The sequence below is a fragment of the Gracilibacillus massiliensis genome (genome assembly GCF_001458115.1).
GTDB lineage: Bacteria > Bacillota > Bacilli > Bacillales > Amphibacillaceae > Gracilibacillus > Gracilibacillus massiliensis.
The window spans coordinates 894,375-910,489 of sequence record NZ_CZRP01000013.1 but is presented as its reverse complement, the minus strand read 5'-3'; the positions used below and the strand labels follow the sequence as shown (position 1 = coordinate 910,489).

The following is a 16,115-nucleotide window of genomic DNA, read 5'->3' as shown; positions in this document are numbered from 1 at the left end:
GGAGATCTTAATGTGGAGAAAAAAGTAGTATTTAAAGATGTTGTGAAAATTTTTGAACTGTATAGTAAAAAATCTGATAAAATTACAAAACTTCTATTACCTAATAAAGTTGCAAACAAATACTTTGTAGCTGTAAATAATGTATCATTTGAGGTCTATGCAGGTGAAACGATAGGAATTGTTGGTTTAAATGGATCTGGGAAGTCAACAGTATCAAATATTTTAGGTGGAGTTATTCAGCAAAGTTCAGGAAAAGTAGAATTAAAAGGAGAGCCTTCTCTGATAGCAATTTCTGCAGGTTTAAATGGAAGTTTGACAGGTGCTGAGAACATTAAATTAAAATGTATGATGCATGGACTAACTCATAATGAGATTGAAAACGTGTTTCCAGAGATCTTAGAATTCGCTGACATTGGGGATTATATAAATCAACCTGTTAAAAATTATTCAAGTGGAATGAAATCGAGACTAGGATTTGCAATTTCTGTCCATACAGATCCTGATATTTTAATCATTGATGAAGCTTTATCAGTAGGAGATTCTACATTTACAAAAAAATGTCTAAATAAAATGGAAGAGTTTAAAGAGAAGGGCAAAACAATATTTTTTATAAGTCACTCTGCAAGTCAAATGAGGGAGTTCTGTGACAGAGTTATTTGGCTTCACTATGGTTCGGTTAAAATGATGGGAGATTCAAATGAAATAATCAATGAATATGTTCGCTTTACAAAATGGTTTAATAAACTTTCAAACAATGAAAGGAAAACACATAAGAAAAAAATGTTGAGCGAACAAATTCAAACTGAAATTATTAACCAAATAGATAAACCAAAATCCAATTATCTAAACATATTCAAAAATATGTCAATTTTATTAGTTCCACTCGTATTAGCAATTTTATTAATATTAGGAGTGTGAAGATGAATTTTATAAAAGATTTTAATATGAATTACACTGTTTGTTTAAATGATACGGATTATACTAAAGAAATTGATAACCATCTTATAACAAAAAAAAATGATGGGACCGTAACGACCGAGTTATTTCTTGAAGGAATAAATTACTTGAAATTGAATTTAATGATTAATGATAAAAACAATTATATTCATATTAGAGGCAATATGATTGAGATATTTAAAGATGATAACAAAATAATTGAAATACACGTTACTAGTTCTCATCTTGATAATATTTACCAAAAGAAAAACTCTGTTATAATCATCTTACATGGATGTGATATTAGCGGAGTACTAACCTTTAGAAAAAAAGAATTCCTAAATAAAAGATTACAATCACCGGAAAAATTCGAAACAACTTTTGAGACACATCATAACTTACGTTATCATTATATAGAAGCTACTGATAATAATCTTAAAGATAACTTAATAGTTGTATTCTCGGCTTTCTCGGCAGAATATACGTATAATTTTAATTATGTAGATACCTTAAAAGAGATAAACACAAATAAATTATTCATACTAGATGATTTTGGTGCAAAAGGTTCTTATTATCTTGGTAGAGAAAAAAATTTTAGTATTGAAAATTCAATTATCTCTTTAATTTTATATATTGCTTCTAAAAATAATATAAATATGAAAAATATTATATCAGTTGGGTCTTCGAAGGGAGGTTATTCAGCATTATATTTTGGAATGAAATACTCTTTTGGAAATATAATCACGCTAGCGCCTTCATTATATTTAGGTAGTTTCCTTAAAAAATATCACCCGGAAATGTTAGATTATATCTTAGGAAGTAATTCAGAAGCAGATAAGATATATTTGGATTCATTAATCTATCGAATTCCAACAGCCAATCAAGAACTGAATTTAAAAATAATGGTAGGAACAAAAGATTCACGCAAAGAAAAGCATATAGAGCCTTTTATTGAATATTTAGAAGATATTGGTTATCCCTATGAATATGATTTAATTGAAGGAGTAGATCATTCCCAGTTGCAATACTTCGCACCTGATTATATAAAAGTTCAATTATCAAATATTTTAAAGATACCAAAAATATCTGAAATGTATCTTACAGCATTGAATTTCACTATCGAAAATAACACTGCAAAAGTGAATATTGAAACTATAGGTCAAAATTTGGAGTATGCATATTATTGGTATTGTGATAATATAGTATTGAAAAAAGTGCTATATAGTAATGAGAAACAGTCTGAAATTCCTATAACTGAGAGTGGGTCCTATCGTGTAAGAGTTTTTTTAAGGGATTCAGACAAGATAATTATTACGAAATCTAGTCGTACAATTAATGTAAATCATAAGGGGGAACTATAAATAGTGATTAAAAAAAATATCTTACTTTGGTTGATGTTTTCAGTATTATTTTTTGTTGTGCCGCATAGTATAGAAGCTCAGAATGAAGGCCCTTTTTTATATCAATTAAAAGAAGAAATAAGCGTCGAGAAATATACTATACCTAAAGACTCTTATATAGTTGCTTATCAAGAAGAAAATACTTATTATACCTCTATTGGTAACGAAACTATTAATCTTAATAATTTGAATGTTAGCAAAGCGGATAATATCACAGAGTTTGAAGAATCTATTGAATTAGCTAAAAAGTTAATGAAAAGTGAAAGTGCTGTTGATACGATTTCTGTTGATTCCAAATTAAATTTTAGAGACGTAGTAATTACTATAGAGAATTCAAAAGAATTTAACATCTATTATCTTGATCAAGATAAATATGTAATAATTGGTAATCTTCCATATAAAATAGAAAATCCTAATGAAGCAGAATCTAATACAGAAAATACATCTAGTAATGATAACCAACTTGAAGATAGCAATAAGAGTAACAGTTCTGAAATAACTGAAGAGTCCCCAAATTTGGAAGACACTGATGTTTCTAAGGAAAATATTGAGGTAGATGAAGCGAAAGAAAATACAGACTCGCTTCAAGATAAGGAAGAATCTAAAGACTCTTCCGAAAAAGTAGTTAGTTCAAACGTAAACCAATCTAGTTCTTCTAATTTATTGATGCAACAGACTAATGACGTGTGGTCACAAAACCAAGCGAACTACTTTAAAGTGAATGTTTATAGTTTACCAGTTTATATAAGTGACAATAATACTTTAATAAAGAAAGCAGAGCTTAGACAAAACCAAGTTTATGAAATCCAGGGCGAGCTTGGAAATTGGCACATAATAGATTATGGTGAAAAATCGGGTTATGTATGGAAGGAATCTACTACACCTTATAATGGAAGTTTACCAAGTAACTCTACAAGTTCAACAGATTATGGGAATATTAGTATTAATATCAATAATAATGCTGTTGTGTATGATAATAGCAATGGATCATTGGAACCGTACGGAATGATAGTAGAAGGAAATGAATACTCTGCTATAGCTAAAGTAGGGAATTGGTATAAAGTAAATTTTGTAAATAGAATAGGGTATGTACACCAAAATGGTATCGAGAGAGAATTCACTCCTAGTGATAACTATTTTAAAGTAGACGTTTATAGTTTACCAGTTTATGAGAGTCAAAATGGGGAATTGGTTAAAGTTGGTGAAATGAGAAATGGAGAAGTTTATAAACGTACAGGAACAGCTGGAAATTGGCATGGTATACAATTCGGTAACAAAACAGGGTTTGTGTGGTCAGATGATACCGTACCAGTTTCAAGAGATAAAGCCAAGCCAAACTCAGATTCAAATAATATAGCTGGAACATTTACTACAACATCTCATGCTGTTGTTTATGATAATTCTTCAGGAGAGATGATAGCAATTGGTCAAATTAATCAAAATGTCACATATCCTTATGAAATAATAGCAGGAAATTGGATTAAGGTGTCATTTGGAAATAGATATGGTTATGTATACAAAGAATGGGTCAATTTTAATTTTAATTCAAATGATGAATACTTTAGGGTGGAAAACGATTACTTACCTGTTTATCATAATATAAGCGGATCACTTGAAAAAGTTGGTCATTTATCCATAAATCAAGTTTATCAACGTACTGGTTCTAAAGGTGATTGGCATGAAATTAATTTTGGAAATAGAACTGGATATGTCTGGAGCAAATCAACTCAACCTTCTTCTAGAACTGCAGCAAAAAACTGGAATGTTAATTTAAAAAATTCAAGTTCCCAACTTATTGCTAGTCATGGCTTGAAGGTTTATGACAACTCAAGTGGAATGATTTTATTCGGTCGGATAGAAGAAGGGGCGATTGTCCCAGTAATAGATAAAGTCGGCAGTTGGTATAGAGTACTTATTGGAGAAAGAATTGGTTATTTATATGAAACTGGTGTATCAAAACATGTGTATGACTATAAAACATATAATATCAATTTTGCTGACATAGTGAATCGTCAATTGAGTCTCAATCCACAAACAGATGATCACACTTATGCGTATGTTCATAAGGATTACATTGCAAAATCTGGTGATACTGGCACTGTATCTGCAACAAGTTTGCATGTGAGAGATATTCCAGGAGGTAATTCTTATGGTAAGATAAGTTCAGGAACAAAAGTCCAAATAATTGGGACAAGTTCAATGAATAATAATTGGTATAAAATTAAAAATCCATATAAAAATTATTATGGATGGATGAAAGCAGACAAAGATCAACTGAATTATTATATGAATCCTAGTAATTTTAAAGATCTGCCTGCTCAGCGCCTTCAATTTTTAAAATTAGACTTATATACAGGGATAAGTGTAAAGGAATTATCAAAAACACTTGTTAATAAAGGGATTTTAACAGGAAAGGCATCAGCATTTTCAACAGCAGCACGACAAGTTGGAATTAATGAAATATATTTAATAGCACATGCATTATTAGAAACTGGAAATGGTAGTAGCCCACTAGCTAAAGGAATACCTGTAATGGTGGAAAGAGACAAATATGGGAATCCAATTAAAGAAAATGGAGAAATACAAATAAGATTTGCCACCTCTTATGAAAAACCGGATGCTACTGTTTACAACATGTACGGCATTGGGGCATATGATAACTGTGCAAAGAAGTGTGGAGCCCAATATGCATATAATGCTGGTTGGAACACTGTTGATAAGGCAATAGTAGGTGGTGCAGAATTTATTAGCGAAGATTTCATAAAAAGTCCGACCTATAGACAAAATACATTATACAAAATGAAATGGAATCCTAGATATTTTGTAGGTGAGACTAGATCACCTCATCAATACGCCACTGATATCGGTTGGGCTTATAAACAAGTCGGTAGAATTAGCCAATCATATAGCTTGTTAGACAATTATAACTTACACCTTGAAATTCCGTCATATAAGTAATATTTTAATATCGAATCTATTTTAGATTCGATATTAATTTTTGTATAATAAATTCTATTTTGTAGTGTTAGACTAAAGTTTTATGATATAATTCCGATTGATTAAAGAAAATATTGGAGGTAAACATGAATTATTCTAATTTCGCAACTCCTAAAGATAAATATATATTAATTACAAATGCATATCCCCATGAAGATCAATTATATAGAAACGGGTTTATTCATCGAAGAGTTAAAGCCTATCAAGAGAAAGGAATAGATGTAGAAGTATTTGTACTTCATGGTGCATTTAAAAATTACGAGGAATATAATTTTGATAATGTGAATGTTATGAGAGGTCAAAAAAGTGATTTATATGTAACATTGGGAAACGGAGAATATAAAAAAATCTTAATTCATTTTGTATCCACAGATATGATAGATACTATAATTGATGTAGCTTCAGATATTCCTGTAATCGTATGGGTCCACGGTTTTGAAGCTGAAGCATGGCATAGAAGATGGTTTAATTTTTTAAATAGTAAAGAAGAATTAAAGCGAATTTTGAAAATGAAAGATACTTTTTATGCTAATCAATTAAAATTAATGAATTGGCTATATTTAACAAATGAATTAAACTTACAATTTGTACATGTATCAAAATGGTTTAAAGAACATATCGCAGAATGTGATGCTAGAGCTGTAAGTCAAAATGCATCAATAATTCCGAATATTATTGATAATAAATTATTTAGATATAACAAAAAGGATAGCAATCAGCGATATAAAATTCTTTCGATAAGGCCTTTTGCCTCACATAAGTATGCGAATGATCAATCTGTCGATGCAGTTTTAGAACTATCAAAGCGACCAATTTTTGATCGTCTAGAATTTGCTTTCTTTGGAGAAGGTAAATTCTTTGATAAAACCTTACTTCCATTAAGAAATTTTGATAATGTAAGTATAAATAAAACATTTTTAAATCAAAATGAAATTGCGGACTTACACAAAAGTTATGGTGTATTTCTTTGCCCAACTAGATTAGACTCACAAGGAGTATCTATGTGTGAAGCAATGTCAAGCGGTTTAGTACCTCTTTCTTCTAACATAACTGCTATACCGGAATTTGTAGAGCATAACCATTCGGGCTTATTGGCAAACCCAGAAGATCCTGTTGATATAGCTGATAATATAGAAAGATTATTTTTTAATGAAAGCTTGTTTCAAAATTTATCTCAAAATGCTTCTGAAAGTATAAATGATAAATGTAGTCAAGAAGTGGTTATTAATAAAGAATTGGAGTTGATTTTATCTTGACTAAGGAAAAGAATCATCAAGAAGAGAGTAATAACAATAATTATCAGCAAGATGCAGATTATTGGAGGAAAATGTATGATGAGCTTGAAGAGCAAATGTTTAAGATGATGGAAATGACAGCTGATTTGTTAGATAAAGAATCTCCTATGGATGAAAGAACGTATAAAAGAATTAAAGAATTAGAAATACAAATAAGAGAACAAAAATTATTTGAACATAGAGTTAAAGTAACTTGGGTAGGAAAAGTAACATTAAAATATATATCTATAAAAAGAAAACTTAAAAGCTTGATAAAGTGAGCGGAGGATAATTACATGAGTGTTATTGACAGAAATAAAAGTAATCGAATAAAAATATTGCTTTTTGGATACATTAATATGAATGTTATGGATGGCTCAGCTGTCTTTATATCGAGTTTAGCTACTATGTTATCCAAAAATCAAAATATCAGTGTGGATTTAGTTTTAGCTAATCCCATCAGAAGAGATTTGTTATTACAACCACTATATGAATTAGACAATGTAAATATTATTACTCCCTACAGTGATCCAGATTTTTTAGATGAAAATCATAGTTGGAAAAATAAAAATAGAATGAGCTATAGTCAAGCTTGTGAAGTAATAAGTCATTATTGGAATAAAAGTCAATACGATTGGTTTATTATTAGAGGAATTGAAGTAGCTATTAAGTTAGCAGAAATTAATCCTGAAATAATTAGAAACTCAATGGTTTATATGACAGGTATCACTCATTCGACACAAGAAATTACCGTTCAAAAGAAAAATGAATTTGATAAATTAAAACAATTAGACGCATATATATTGTGCCAAACTGAAGAGATGAAAGTATTTTTGTTAAAACAATTAAATTATGCAGATTTTGAAAAAAATATTATACCACTTAACCCTATGGTACCCGATACTGTTGAAGATTTTGAAGAGGTTTTTGAGGAAAAAACTAACTATTCTACGCTTTGCTATACGGGAAAGTTTGATAAAGGATGGAATTCACTATCGATGATAGTTGGGTTTAGAGAAGTTTTAGAAGAAATTTCCTATGCAACTCTTGAGATTGCCGGAGATAAATTTAATGTTGACAAAGATAATCCAAACTATATAAGAGATTTAAAATACTTGCTTAATTCTACTAAGAATTTAACATGGCACGGAGCAATTTCAAGAATACAATCACGACAATTAATCAAAAACAGTGATATTGGAATAACTTGGCGAGATAAATCGATGGATACAAGTTTAGAGTTATCTACAAAATTACTAGAATATGGAACATTAGGAAAAGCAGTTATTCTAAACCCGACAGATATGCATATAAACATATTTGGGGAGGATTATCCACTTTATGCTGAGACTATGGAGCAATATATAGAAAAAGTCAAACTGGCAATTAATGATCCAATAATATATAAAAAAGCCGCTAAGATAATGTTTGAAAAAAGTAAAAATTTCACGTTTTCAGAGATCCTAAATAATTTATTACCGTATTTAATAAAAGGAAAAGTTCATACCATTATAAATAAAGAACTTAAAAATACAGACGAGAAGTTTGTAGAAGAACTAGTGGAAAAAGTTCACAAATGTGGAGAGTTTTATTATTCATTTAGTGAGGAGAAAAGTCTTCTAGTAAAAAACCTTAGAAATATTGAAAGTTATTTTGAGATGGTTTCAGTTATAAGTAAATACGGTATCGTGAAAAAATATGAACAAATAGGGAAGATGGTTTTTCTTTTTATTGAACACAATAAAGATAATTTTTATGAAAATTACTATAATAATATTAGCATAGATATATTGAAAGTAATTAATTCACATAATACTAGGAAATCGAATAACAATATATCACTTAATAATACTACAACTAAAATTAATACACCATTAGAAAAGAATAGAGGATCTAAAATGAACAAAAAATATATGGTGTTAGAGAGTCGATATAATGCACTTGCAAATTCTAAGTTAGGGAAGCTACAATTAAAATATTGGAAACTAAAGAAAAACTAATTATAAAAAACCTAGATCTATTGATTTAGGTTTTTTATAATAAAAATCGATTATATTGATTATTATAAGGTTATCTGCAACTTTGATGAAGGGTATTATCATAAAACTAAGAATTGTTGTATAAAAAAACGAAGTTATGTAACTGTAACACTTTCTCTAATTCAACCGTCAAATATTATAAGTGAGTGACAAATTATATATATATGGTAAAATGATTGAATGATGGTTATATTAATACCGAGTAGGTGTAAACAATGTATAATATTTTAGAGTTAGTTACAGCTTTTATGATTTCAGGAGTTGTAGCTTTTTTATCCACTCCGATAATTAGAAGATTAGCAGTGAAAATAAATGCAGTAGATTCTCCAGATGAGCGAAAAAAACATGATGGCGAGAAAGCTAGGATAGGCGGATTAGCGATTATATTAGGGGTAGCGGCTGGTTTGATTTATTTGCAACCTCAACATCCGCATATGACTGAAATTATAATAGGTGGATTAATCATAGCATTAACTGGATTATTAGATGATTTAATTTGTTTGAAACCCTATCAGAAGCTTATCGGCCAAGTAGCGGCAGCATCTGTTGTAGTTTCATCTGGTCTTGTGATCGATAAAGTCACCATGCCTTTTTTCGGAACAGTTGAATTAACTCAGTTTGGTCTGGTGTTAACGATCCTGTGGATTGTAGGGGTTACAAATGCGATTAATCTAATTGATGGACTAGATGGCTTAGCAGCAGGTGTATCAGCGATTGGGTTAACTAGTATCTTAATTATTGCCATCACAGATTATCGTATTATAGTCGTTTATTTAAGTATCGTAGTAGTGGCAAGCTGCTTAGGATTTCTTTATCATAACTTTTATCCTGCCAAAATATTCATGGGAGATACGGGAGCTTTATTTCTTGGTTATGCCATATCTGTTATCTCAATGTTAGGTTTATTTAAAAACGTAGCTTTATTTAGTTTTATTATTCCGATTATCATTATTGCCATTCCGATTTTTGATACGATTTTTGCAATCATTAGAAGAATGATCAATAAACAAAGCATTGGACAAGCGGATCGTAAGCATATCCATTATCAGTTAATTGATATGGGATACAGTCATCAGACGGCTGTGCTTATTATTTACGCATTCAGTGGATTTTTTGGGATTATGGCAATTATTTTTAATAGTGCAACGATGTTAACATCGCTTATTATTATAGCTTTAATCGTGCTCGCTATTCAAATTATTGCGGAACTATCAGGTATTGTATTAAATGGTCAACAACCTGTATTGAATAGTTTAAGAAAATTAATAGGAAAGAAACAAAATATATAAGAAGAGCCAACATTTTTAATATGTTGGCTCTTCTTCTGATTCTTGTGAATATTCGCTTGTTTGATTAGGTTCTTCTAACTCTAAATGAACTCTTAATTCATGTTGGGCATCTGCTAAAGATTGTTCATCAAGAACATAATAGGATATGTTTCCGATGTACTGACTTGTTCCCTCTAAGGTGACTTCGTCAATATTAGAAGTACGGAAGTCAGAGTATTTCCTTAAAAAGTTAATGCCATCACCCATCTTAAGGTTCGTTTCTACATTTGCACCTAAATCCTCTCCGAGATCGTCAATCTTTGTCAGAGTCGAAACTGAAGTTATTTCTTTAATAATGGCTTCTATAACTTCTTTTTGTCTTTCGTTTCGTCCAATATCACCTCGTGGATCCTCTAATCTCATTCTGGCATATGCTAATGCATAACGACCATCTAATTCCATTTCACCTTCGTAAAATTGAAGTTTCTCTGCAACTCGATCATCACTGTTTTGTTCAAAATCAAAGGGAACATCTACGGTAATTCCTCCTACCGTATCCACAATACTCTTGAAACCATCGAAATTGACAGTAGCATAATAATCAATCGGTATATCTAACAATTCCTCAACCGTTTTAATTGTTAATTCTTTTCCACCAAAAGCAAAGGAATGATTAATCTTGTCTTGTCCTTCTCTGCCAGGGATCGTTACATAAGAGTCACGAGGAATACTTAATAATTTTAATTTTTCATCCCCAGGATTAAAAGTTGCAACCATCATGGTATCCGATCTACCATTATCATTGTCTGATGAATAATCCTCCACACCCATTAACAATATCGATATAGGATCTTGACTAATAGTGACGACTTCTTCTCGTTTCTCAGATTTTTCTCCTCGATCCAATTCATCATAAGTGTCGCTAGCAGCCTGATATGTTTCATATAAAATGTATGCGCCTAGTCCTATCCCTAAAACGATTGCTAAACCAAATATGAGCAGAAAGATTTTTAGTCTTTTTTTAGTTTTTTGTTTCTTCTTTTGTTTACGCAGTTCCTTGCGTTCCATACGCATTCCCCTTAATTCTATAATAATTCACTTTGTCTATTATAATGAATGGATTTTGTTTTGGCAATGTGTGTAGCAAACATTATCAAATATTGTAATTAAAATGTAATAAATTACATTGTTCTAACATATCATTTCATGATAAATTATGCTATGATACCAAATAGAATATATTCCTATATTGGAGGAGAAAGTTGTGGAAGAATTAGAGAGAGACAAGCACCAATTGCTAACAATTTTGAAAAATGCATATACTAATGGCAATAATGGAGCTAATTTAGAAACAATATTGAAAGATATGCAAAAACAGTTACCAACTATCCTAAAATCAAAAAATAGATAAAAAACTGAATTTTTGGAGTGATAAAACATTAAATTGTTTAATGACTTACCAAAGTCTTTAAAGAAAACAATTAGATATATCTATCAAGATGTAAATTCCCTTGAGGAATTGGAAGAAATTGAAAATATTCTTCAAACGCATATACAAAGTAAAAAAGAGCAATTAGAAAATAAATGTTAAGGTTAAGAAAGAAAGTTTAATCTATTTTAATTTTGTTTAAACAATTGAAAGGTAGTGACAGTAAAAATGAAAAAAGCCATGGTCGTTTTTGGGACGAGACCCGAAGCGATAAAAATGTGTCCATTAGTAAAAGAATTAGAAACACGAAGAGGATTAGAAACGATTGTCTGTGTAACGGGGCAACATAAAGAAATGTTACAGCAAGTATTAGATGTATTTGATATTGAACCTGATTACAATTTATCGATAATGAAAGATAAACAAACGTTATTTGATGTTACAACAGCTATTTTAGAAAAAATGAAAGACGTATTAGAAGAAGTAAAACCAGATGTGGTACTTGTACATGGAGATACATCGACTACTTTTGTTACATCACTTGCTTGTTTTTATTTGCAAATACCTGTTGGTCATGTGGAGGCTGGCCTTAGAACATACAATATCTATTCCCCGTATCCTGAGGAGTTTAATCGTCAAGCAGTTGGTCTTGTAGCAAAATATAACTTTGCACCAACCGATATGTCGAAGGAGAACCTTTTGAAAGAAGGAAAGGATCCAGAATCCATTCATGTTACAGGAAATACAGCAATCGATGCTCTTAATACTACGGTTCGTGAAAACTATACCCATGAACAATTGGAGTGGGCGGCTGATAGTAGGTTGATCATGATTACAGCTCACCGTCGTGAAAATCTCGGGGAGCCGATGCGAAATATGTTTAAGGCGATTAAGCGTATTGTGGATGAGTATGAGGATATCAAAGTCATTTATCCGATTCATATGAATCCAGTCGTTCGTGAAGCGGCCAATGATATTTTGGGGAGTAATGATCGAGTACGAATTATTGAACCATTAGAAGTGATTGATTTTCATAACTTTCTTTCACAGTCTTACATGATATTGACAGATAGTGGTGGAATTCAAGAAGAAGCACCAAGTCTTGGAAAACCTGTTCTTGTAATGCGTGATACAACAGAGCGTCCAGAGGGTGTTGAAGCTGGTACCTTAAAGCTAGTTGGTACAGATGAAGAAAATATATATACGCACTTTAAACAGCTATTAGATGACAAAGAAGAGTATCAAAGAATGAGCAAAGCGAGCAATCCGTATGGTGACGGTTATGCTTGTAAACGCATTGCAGATGTATTAGAAAATGAATAATCTAAAAAAACCATCCATATAGGGTGGTTTTTTTATTTTACCCGACACCTTTCCCTTCCACTTATTGATTATAAAAGTGAAGGGAGGTGATCAAATGGCTCAGGCGGAACGTATTGATTCCAGACTGCAATTAACATTTGAAAATGGAGTGGATCCCATTTCAGGTGATCCGGTTTATAAGTCAAAATCCTTTAACAATGTCAAATTGGATGCGACAGCGGATCAGCTTCTAACAATCACAGAAGCACTTGCTCCATTGCAACAGCTTGTCCTTTATTCGGTAAAACGAAATGACACAGAATTAATTACAGAAGATTAATTTTTTTAAACGAATAAAAGAAGGAGGTGCCATAGATGAAAAAGATCGAATTGAAATTTGAAAATGAGGACGGTAAGACAGTAACGATCGGATTGGATAATCCTGTAGAACCTGTTGATGCAGTTGCAGTAAATGATGCGATGGATACGATCCTTGCTCAAAATGCTTTGTTCTCATCAGGTGGAGATCTAGTTGCCAAGAAAAGTGCCCGCATCGTCGAACGTAATGTAACAGAAATCGAAATTTAACGGAGTAAAGGGGGGCTTATGCAGCTCCCCTTTTTCTTAACGGGAATTAAGCTTTGCTTGACGGGGAAAGTTACTCTCTTCACGGGAATTATTGCGCTATTGACGGGAATAGTGCATGATTCCAGTGAAGGGCAAGACTTTTCCTGTGAACAGGACAACGATTCCCGTAAAGAATACGTTAATTCCCGTGAACAAGAAGACTTTTTGAAGAGGAGTTGAAAATATGGAAGAAACATGGATATCTTTAATCACGGATGTTGGTTTTCCGGTTGCGGTCACCTTTTATTTGTTGCATCGCATCGAAACAAAGCTGAATACATTAATTGAATCCATCGTTGCCTTGCCAGAAAAAATGCGCTGACTCATAAATTAACCTCAGCTAACCATTTGTTAGCTGAGGTCATTAAAGAAGGTTGTCAGACGGTCGGTTCGAATGTTTGGCAATCTGTTTCTTTCTCATTGGCAGCACTTTTTCCGGTATGGCTGACAACACAGATGCTACTTGCAATACAATTATTGCCCTCAGCCCAATACTTACAGTTGTTAACCTCACATTTAACGTCTTTCGCCATCTTACCCACCTCCTATACAGGTAGTGTAAGTCAACTAAATAAAAAAATGTGTGGGTAATCATGGAAGATTATTTCTGTGGATATTTAGCTAAGATTTCATTGATCAAGGAATCCCCACCCGTAAGATAAAAATAATTGGATGATTTCTTATAATGTTGTAGGGAGTGATAGATAGCACCGAGAAGCGCGTGACAAAAATTCACTTCTACTTGATCACCAGCTTGTATAAAGTATGGTATTATTTCTTTTTTCATTTTCTGTAAAAATTCGATAGATCCACCCTTTCGTTCAAGAATTTGTTGCAATATATATAATTTATAGGAGTACTTTTTGCTTTGATTTAGTCGTAATCCGCTCTTTATGTAAACGATTGCATTTTGAGGATCTTCAATTAAAGCAAAAGTAGTAGCTCTCAAGTATAGGTATGCCATTTTTAGTGCGGGACGTTGTTCACTCAATATCGCTGTTCTACTATATTTTAATGATGATTCATAATCTTTAACAAGAAAATAACCAAAACTAAGTATATATTGAATAAAGGAATAATTCATGCTTTTGGGATTGTTGTCTAAAATATAATGAAGGGATTCAATCGACTCATAGATCTTACCATGCCACATAGTATTAATGATCATAATAATACGAGTCAGCAAAATGTTTTCCAAATTCATCGTTCTCTGAAATAGTGTGTTGGCAATTCGAGCGTGGTGGTTAGAATCAATAATATTGATTGCTTTGCTGTAGTTGATGGCATGGTATAAGTAGATGTCACCATCATTTTGAGAGGATTCTTGGTTAAGTTGTGTTGCAACATGGAGGTGTGCTAGCGAATTTTTTATCTGATCCTGTAACATATAGAACCTAGCGATCGTCTTATTATATTGATAAGGACTTTCTGATGTAAGATGGAATGCTTTTTGTTGAATAAGGTCAAAATGAGAACCGGCTTTTTTAAGGTCGAAGCATAGTAAAAAATGTTGAAAGCTATGAAGTAAATAAATACTTTCGTAATGAACATAATCACTAGTGGGAAGTTTGTTGATTTGCTGATAACATGCCTGTGATTCGGCAATATTGTTACTAGTAATTACTTTTTGCCAAGCTGATAATTGGATGTACATCGGATCTGTTTTATCATGAACTAACTCCTTTATTTTTAGTATATCCTGAATAGCTTTCAATAAATGTTCTGGTGGTTGATACTGATCTGATTCAATTTTGCTAATTGTTGCTGCAGAGTAACCTACTGCCTTACCTAATTGCTTCTGGCTCATGTTCATTTTTTCTCTGTGAAACTTAATTATTTTTCCGATTTCACGCAATCGATTCATCTCACTTTCGAATAATTTATGGTACTATTTATATAATTCGATAGTATTGGTGAAAATCCTTCAATAAATTTGAAAAAAATCTATTTATTTACATAAAAATTCAACAAAAAATCCTAAAGTGAGCAAAATTAGAAGCATTATAAATGTTTTGAGCCCGATTAAAGGTACCACAAATAATAGCCATGGCACCAAAATAAGAAATCCAATGATCATGATCATACAAAAATAGATGAACCCTTTCATGTTTTTGCTCCTTTTACTTATTATTTACTATAAAATATGACAAGAGCCCATTAAGCGTGATTTTTGAGATAACGATGAGTATGTTTTATAATGAGTGCTTAGAGGGGGAGATGCATTGTGAAAAATATAAATATCAATGAATACCGTGAAGCTACCTATCCAATCGATGATATGTTTTTAAATCGTTGGTCACCGCGTTCGTTTGCTGATAAAGTGGTAGATGAAGCTACGTTAATGAGTGTGTTGGAAGCGGCTCGTTGGGCACCATCCGGAAGTAACAAACAACCTTGGCGTTTTATTGTTGCTAGAACAGAAGAAGACCGCCAAAAATTCAATTCCTTTATTATGGATGGAAATCGTGCGTGGAGTGATAAAGCACCAGCATTTGCTTTAATTATTTCAGATAAAGATGCCGGTGGGTCCCACGCATTTGACGCGGGAACAGCATGGGGATTTCTTTCGTTACAAGCAATGAAAAATGGATTAATCACACACGCTATGGGTGGATTTTATAAAGACCAGGCACGTGAAGTCCTAAACATTCCTGAGCAGTATGATATTCACGCCGTTGTTGCAATTGGTTACCAGGATGAAAAAGAACGACTAGAGGAGAAATTTCAGGAGCGGGAAATACCTTCTCCCAGAAGGCCATTAACAGAGACAGTTATGGAAGGCGCCTTTAAAATCTAAATACTTTTTTATAGTGCTAAAATGGATTTTCGTTTGAACGAAAATC

General features: G+C 32.0%; 15 protein-coding genes and 1 pseudogene. 13 read left to right on the top strand and 3 right to left on the bottom strand.

Features of this window, described 5'->3' with window-relative positions; genetic code table 11:
- Window positions 1-12: 12 nt before the first annotated feature.
- The 7 genes and pseudogenes from BN3107_RS16240 to BN3107_RS16210 form a co-directional block, all read left to right on the top strand.
- Window positions 13-795 (top strand): annotated as a pseudogene (locus BN3107_RS16240) (ABC transporter ATP-binding protein); the annotation flags it as partial.
- A gap of 125 nt (window positions 796-920) precedes the next feature.
- Entirely contained in the window at window positions 921-2,297 is a 1,377-nt protein-coding gene (locus BN3107_RS16235; protein ID WP_058308670.1) for a hypothetical protein, read from the top strand.
- A 3-nt stretch (window positions 2,298-2,300) separates the two neighbouring features.
- Complete coding sequence (locus BN3107_RS16230) at window positions 2,301-5,294, top strand: glucosaminidase domain-containing protein (RefSeq protein WP_058308669.1); 2,994 nt, start codon at window positions 2,301-2,303, stop codon at window positions 5,292-5,294.
- A 125-nt stretch (window positions 5,295-5,419) separates the two neighbouring features.
- Complete coding sequence (locus tag BN3107_RS16225; RefSeq protein WP_058308668.1) at window positions 5,420-6,589, top strand: glycosyltransferase family 4 protein; 1,170 nt, start codon at window positions 5,420-5,422, stop codon at window positions 6,587-6,589.
- Window positions 6,586-6,888 carry a hypothetical protein gene (locus tag BN3107_RS16220; RefSeq protein ID WP_058308667.1) on the top strand — a complete coding sequence of 101 codons (303 nt, stop codon included), beginning with the start codon at window positions 6,586-6,588 and terminating at the stop codon, window positions 6,886-6,888. The genes BN3107_RS16225 and BN3107_RS16220 overlap by 4 nt, the downstream gene beginning before the upstream one ends.
- 15 nt (window positions 6,889-6,903) lie before the next feature.
- Window positions 6,904-8,607 carry a glycosyltransferase family protein gene (locus tag BN3107_RS16215; protein ID WP_058308666.1) on the top strand — a complete coding sequence of 568 codons (1,704 nt, stop codon included), beginning with the start codon at window positions 6,904-6,906 and terminating at the stop codon, window positions 8,605-8,607.
- A gap of 254 nt (window positions 8,608-8,861) precedes the next feature.
- Window positions 8,862-9,935, top strand: coding sequence for a glycosyltransferase family 4 protein (locus tag BN3107_RS16210; protein WP_058308665.1), 1,074 nt, complete (start codon window positions 8,862-8,864; stop codon window positions 9,933-9,935).
- Window positions 9,936-9,950: 15 nt separating this feature from the next.
- Here BN3107_RS16210 and BN3107_RS16205 read toward each other — a convergent pair whose 3' ends face one another.
- Entirely contained in the window at window positions 9,951-10,982 is a 1,032-nt protein-coding gene (locus BN3107_RS16205; protein ID WP_058308664.1) for an LCP family glycopolymer transferase, read from the bottom strand.
- A gap of 196 nt (window positions 10,983-11,178) precedes the next feature.
- Here BN3107_RS16205 and BN3107_RS19910 point away from each other — a divergent pair, with 196 nt between their 5' ends.
- The 5 genes from BN3107_RS19910 (at window position 11,179) to BN3107_RS16180 (ending at window position 13,594) form a co-directional block, all read left to right on the top strand.
- Window positions 11,179-11,325, top strand: coding sequence for a hypothetical protein (locus BN3107_RS19910; RefSeq protein ID WP_156416124.1), 147 nt, complete (start codon window positions 11,179-11,181; stop codon window positions 11,323-11,325).
- Window positions 11,326-11,571: 246 nt separating this feature from the next.
- Window positions 11,572-12,666, top strand: coding sequence for a non-hydrolyzing UDP-N-acetylglucosamine 2-epimerase (gene wecB / locus BN3107_RS16200; protein ID WP_058308663.1), 1,095 nt, complete (start codon window positions 11,572-11,574; stop codon window positions 12,664-12,666).
- Between the two features lie 94 nt (window positions 12,667-12,760).
- Window positions 12,761-12,985, top strand: coding sequence for a DUF1659 domain-containing protein (locus BN3107_RS16195; protein WP_058308662.1), 225 nt, complete (start codon window positions 12,761-12,763; stop codon window positions 12,983-12,985).
- A 35-nt stretch (window positions 12,986-13,020) separates the two neighbouring features.
- Entirely contained in the window at window positions 13,021-13,233 is a 213-nt protein-coding gene (locus tag BN3107_RS16190) for a DUF2922 domain-containing protein (protein WP_058308661.1), read from the top strand.
- Window positions 13,234-13,456: 223 nt separating this feature from the next.
- Complete coding sequence (locus BN3107_RS16180) at window positions 13,457-13,594, top strand: YvrJ family protein (RefSeq protein WP_058308659.1); 138 nt, start codon at window positions 13,457-13,459, stop codon at window positions 13,592-13,594.
- Window positions 13,595-13,649: 55 nt separating this feature from the next.
- Here the strand turns inward: BN3107_RS16180 and BN3107_RS19515 are convergent, their stop codons facing one another.
- The gene (locus tag BN3107_RS19515; protein WP_077065143.1) at window positions 13,650-13,805 is read right to left on the bottom strand and encodes a DUF1540 domain-containing protein; all 156 of its coding nucleotides are present in this window, start codon (window positions 13,803-13,805) and stop codon (window positions 13,650-13,652) included.
- Between the two features lie 68 nt (window positions 13,806-13,873).
- Window positions 13,874-15,136 (bottom strand): helix-turn-helix domain-containing protein, encoded by a 1,263-nt coding sequence (locus BN3107_RS16175; RefSeq protein ID WP_082631345.1) that lies wholly within the window; start codon window positions 15,134-15,136, stop codon window positions 13,874-13,876.
- A gap of 360 nt (window positions 15,137-15,496) precedes the next feature.
- Here BN3107_RS16175 and BN3107_RS16170 point away from each other — a divergent pair, with 360 nt between their 5' ends.
- A complete protein-coding gene (locus BN3107_RS16170; RefSeq protein WP_231735373.1) occupies window positions 15,497-16,069 on the top strand; it encodes a nitroreductase family protein in 573 nt (190 codons plus the stop codon).
- Window positions 16,070-16,115 lie beyond the last annotated feature (46 nt).

Coding starts and splice junctions, on each gene's coding strand:
- BN3107_RS16175 (WP_082631345.1), bottom strand. CDS start 15,136: ATGAATCGATTGCGTGAAATCGGAAAAATAATTAAGTTTCACAGAGAA.
- BN3107_RS16190 (WP_058308661.1), top strand. CDS start 13,021: ATGAAAAAGATCGAATTGAAATTTGAAAATGAGGACGGTAAGACAGTA.
- BN3107_RS16210 (WP_058308665.1), top strand. CDS start 8,862: ATGTATAATATTTTAGAGTTAGTTACAGCTTTTATGATTTCAGGAGTT.
- BN3107_RS16195 (WP_058308662.1), top strand. CDS start 12,761: ATGGCTCAGGCGGAACGTATTGATTCCAGACTGCAATTAACATTTGAA.
- BN3107_RS19515 (WP_077065143.1), bottom strand. CDS start 13,805: ATGGCGAAAGACGTTAAATGTGAGGTTAACAACTGTAAGTATTGGGCT.
- BN3107_RS16215 (WP_058308666.1), top strand. CDS start 6,904: ATGAGTGTTATTGACAGAAATAAAAGTAATCGAATAAAAATATTGCTT.
- BN3107_RS16225 (WP_058308668.1), top strand. CDS start 5,420: ATGAATTATTCTAATTTCGCAACTCCTAAAGATAAATATATATTAATT.
- BN3107_RS16205 (WP_058308664.1), bottom strand. CDS start 10,982: ATGGAACGCAAGGAACTGCGTAAACAAAAGAAGAAACAAAAAACTAAA.
- BN3107_RS16235 (WP_058308670.1), top strand. CDS start 921: ATGAATTTTATAAAAGATTTTAATATGAATTACACTGTTTGTTTAAAT.
- wecB (WP_058308663.1), top strand. CDS start 11,572: ATGAAAAAAGCCATGGTCGTTTTTGGGACGAGACCCGAAGCGATAAAA.
- BN3107_RS16180 (WP_058308659.1), top strand. CDS start 13,457: ATGGAAGAAACATGGATATCTTTAATCACGGATGTTGGTTTTCCGGTT.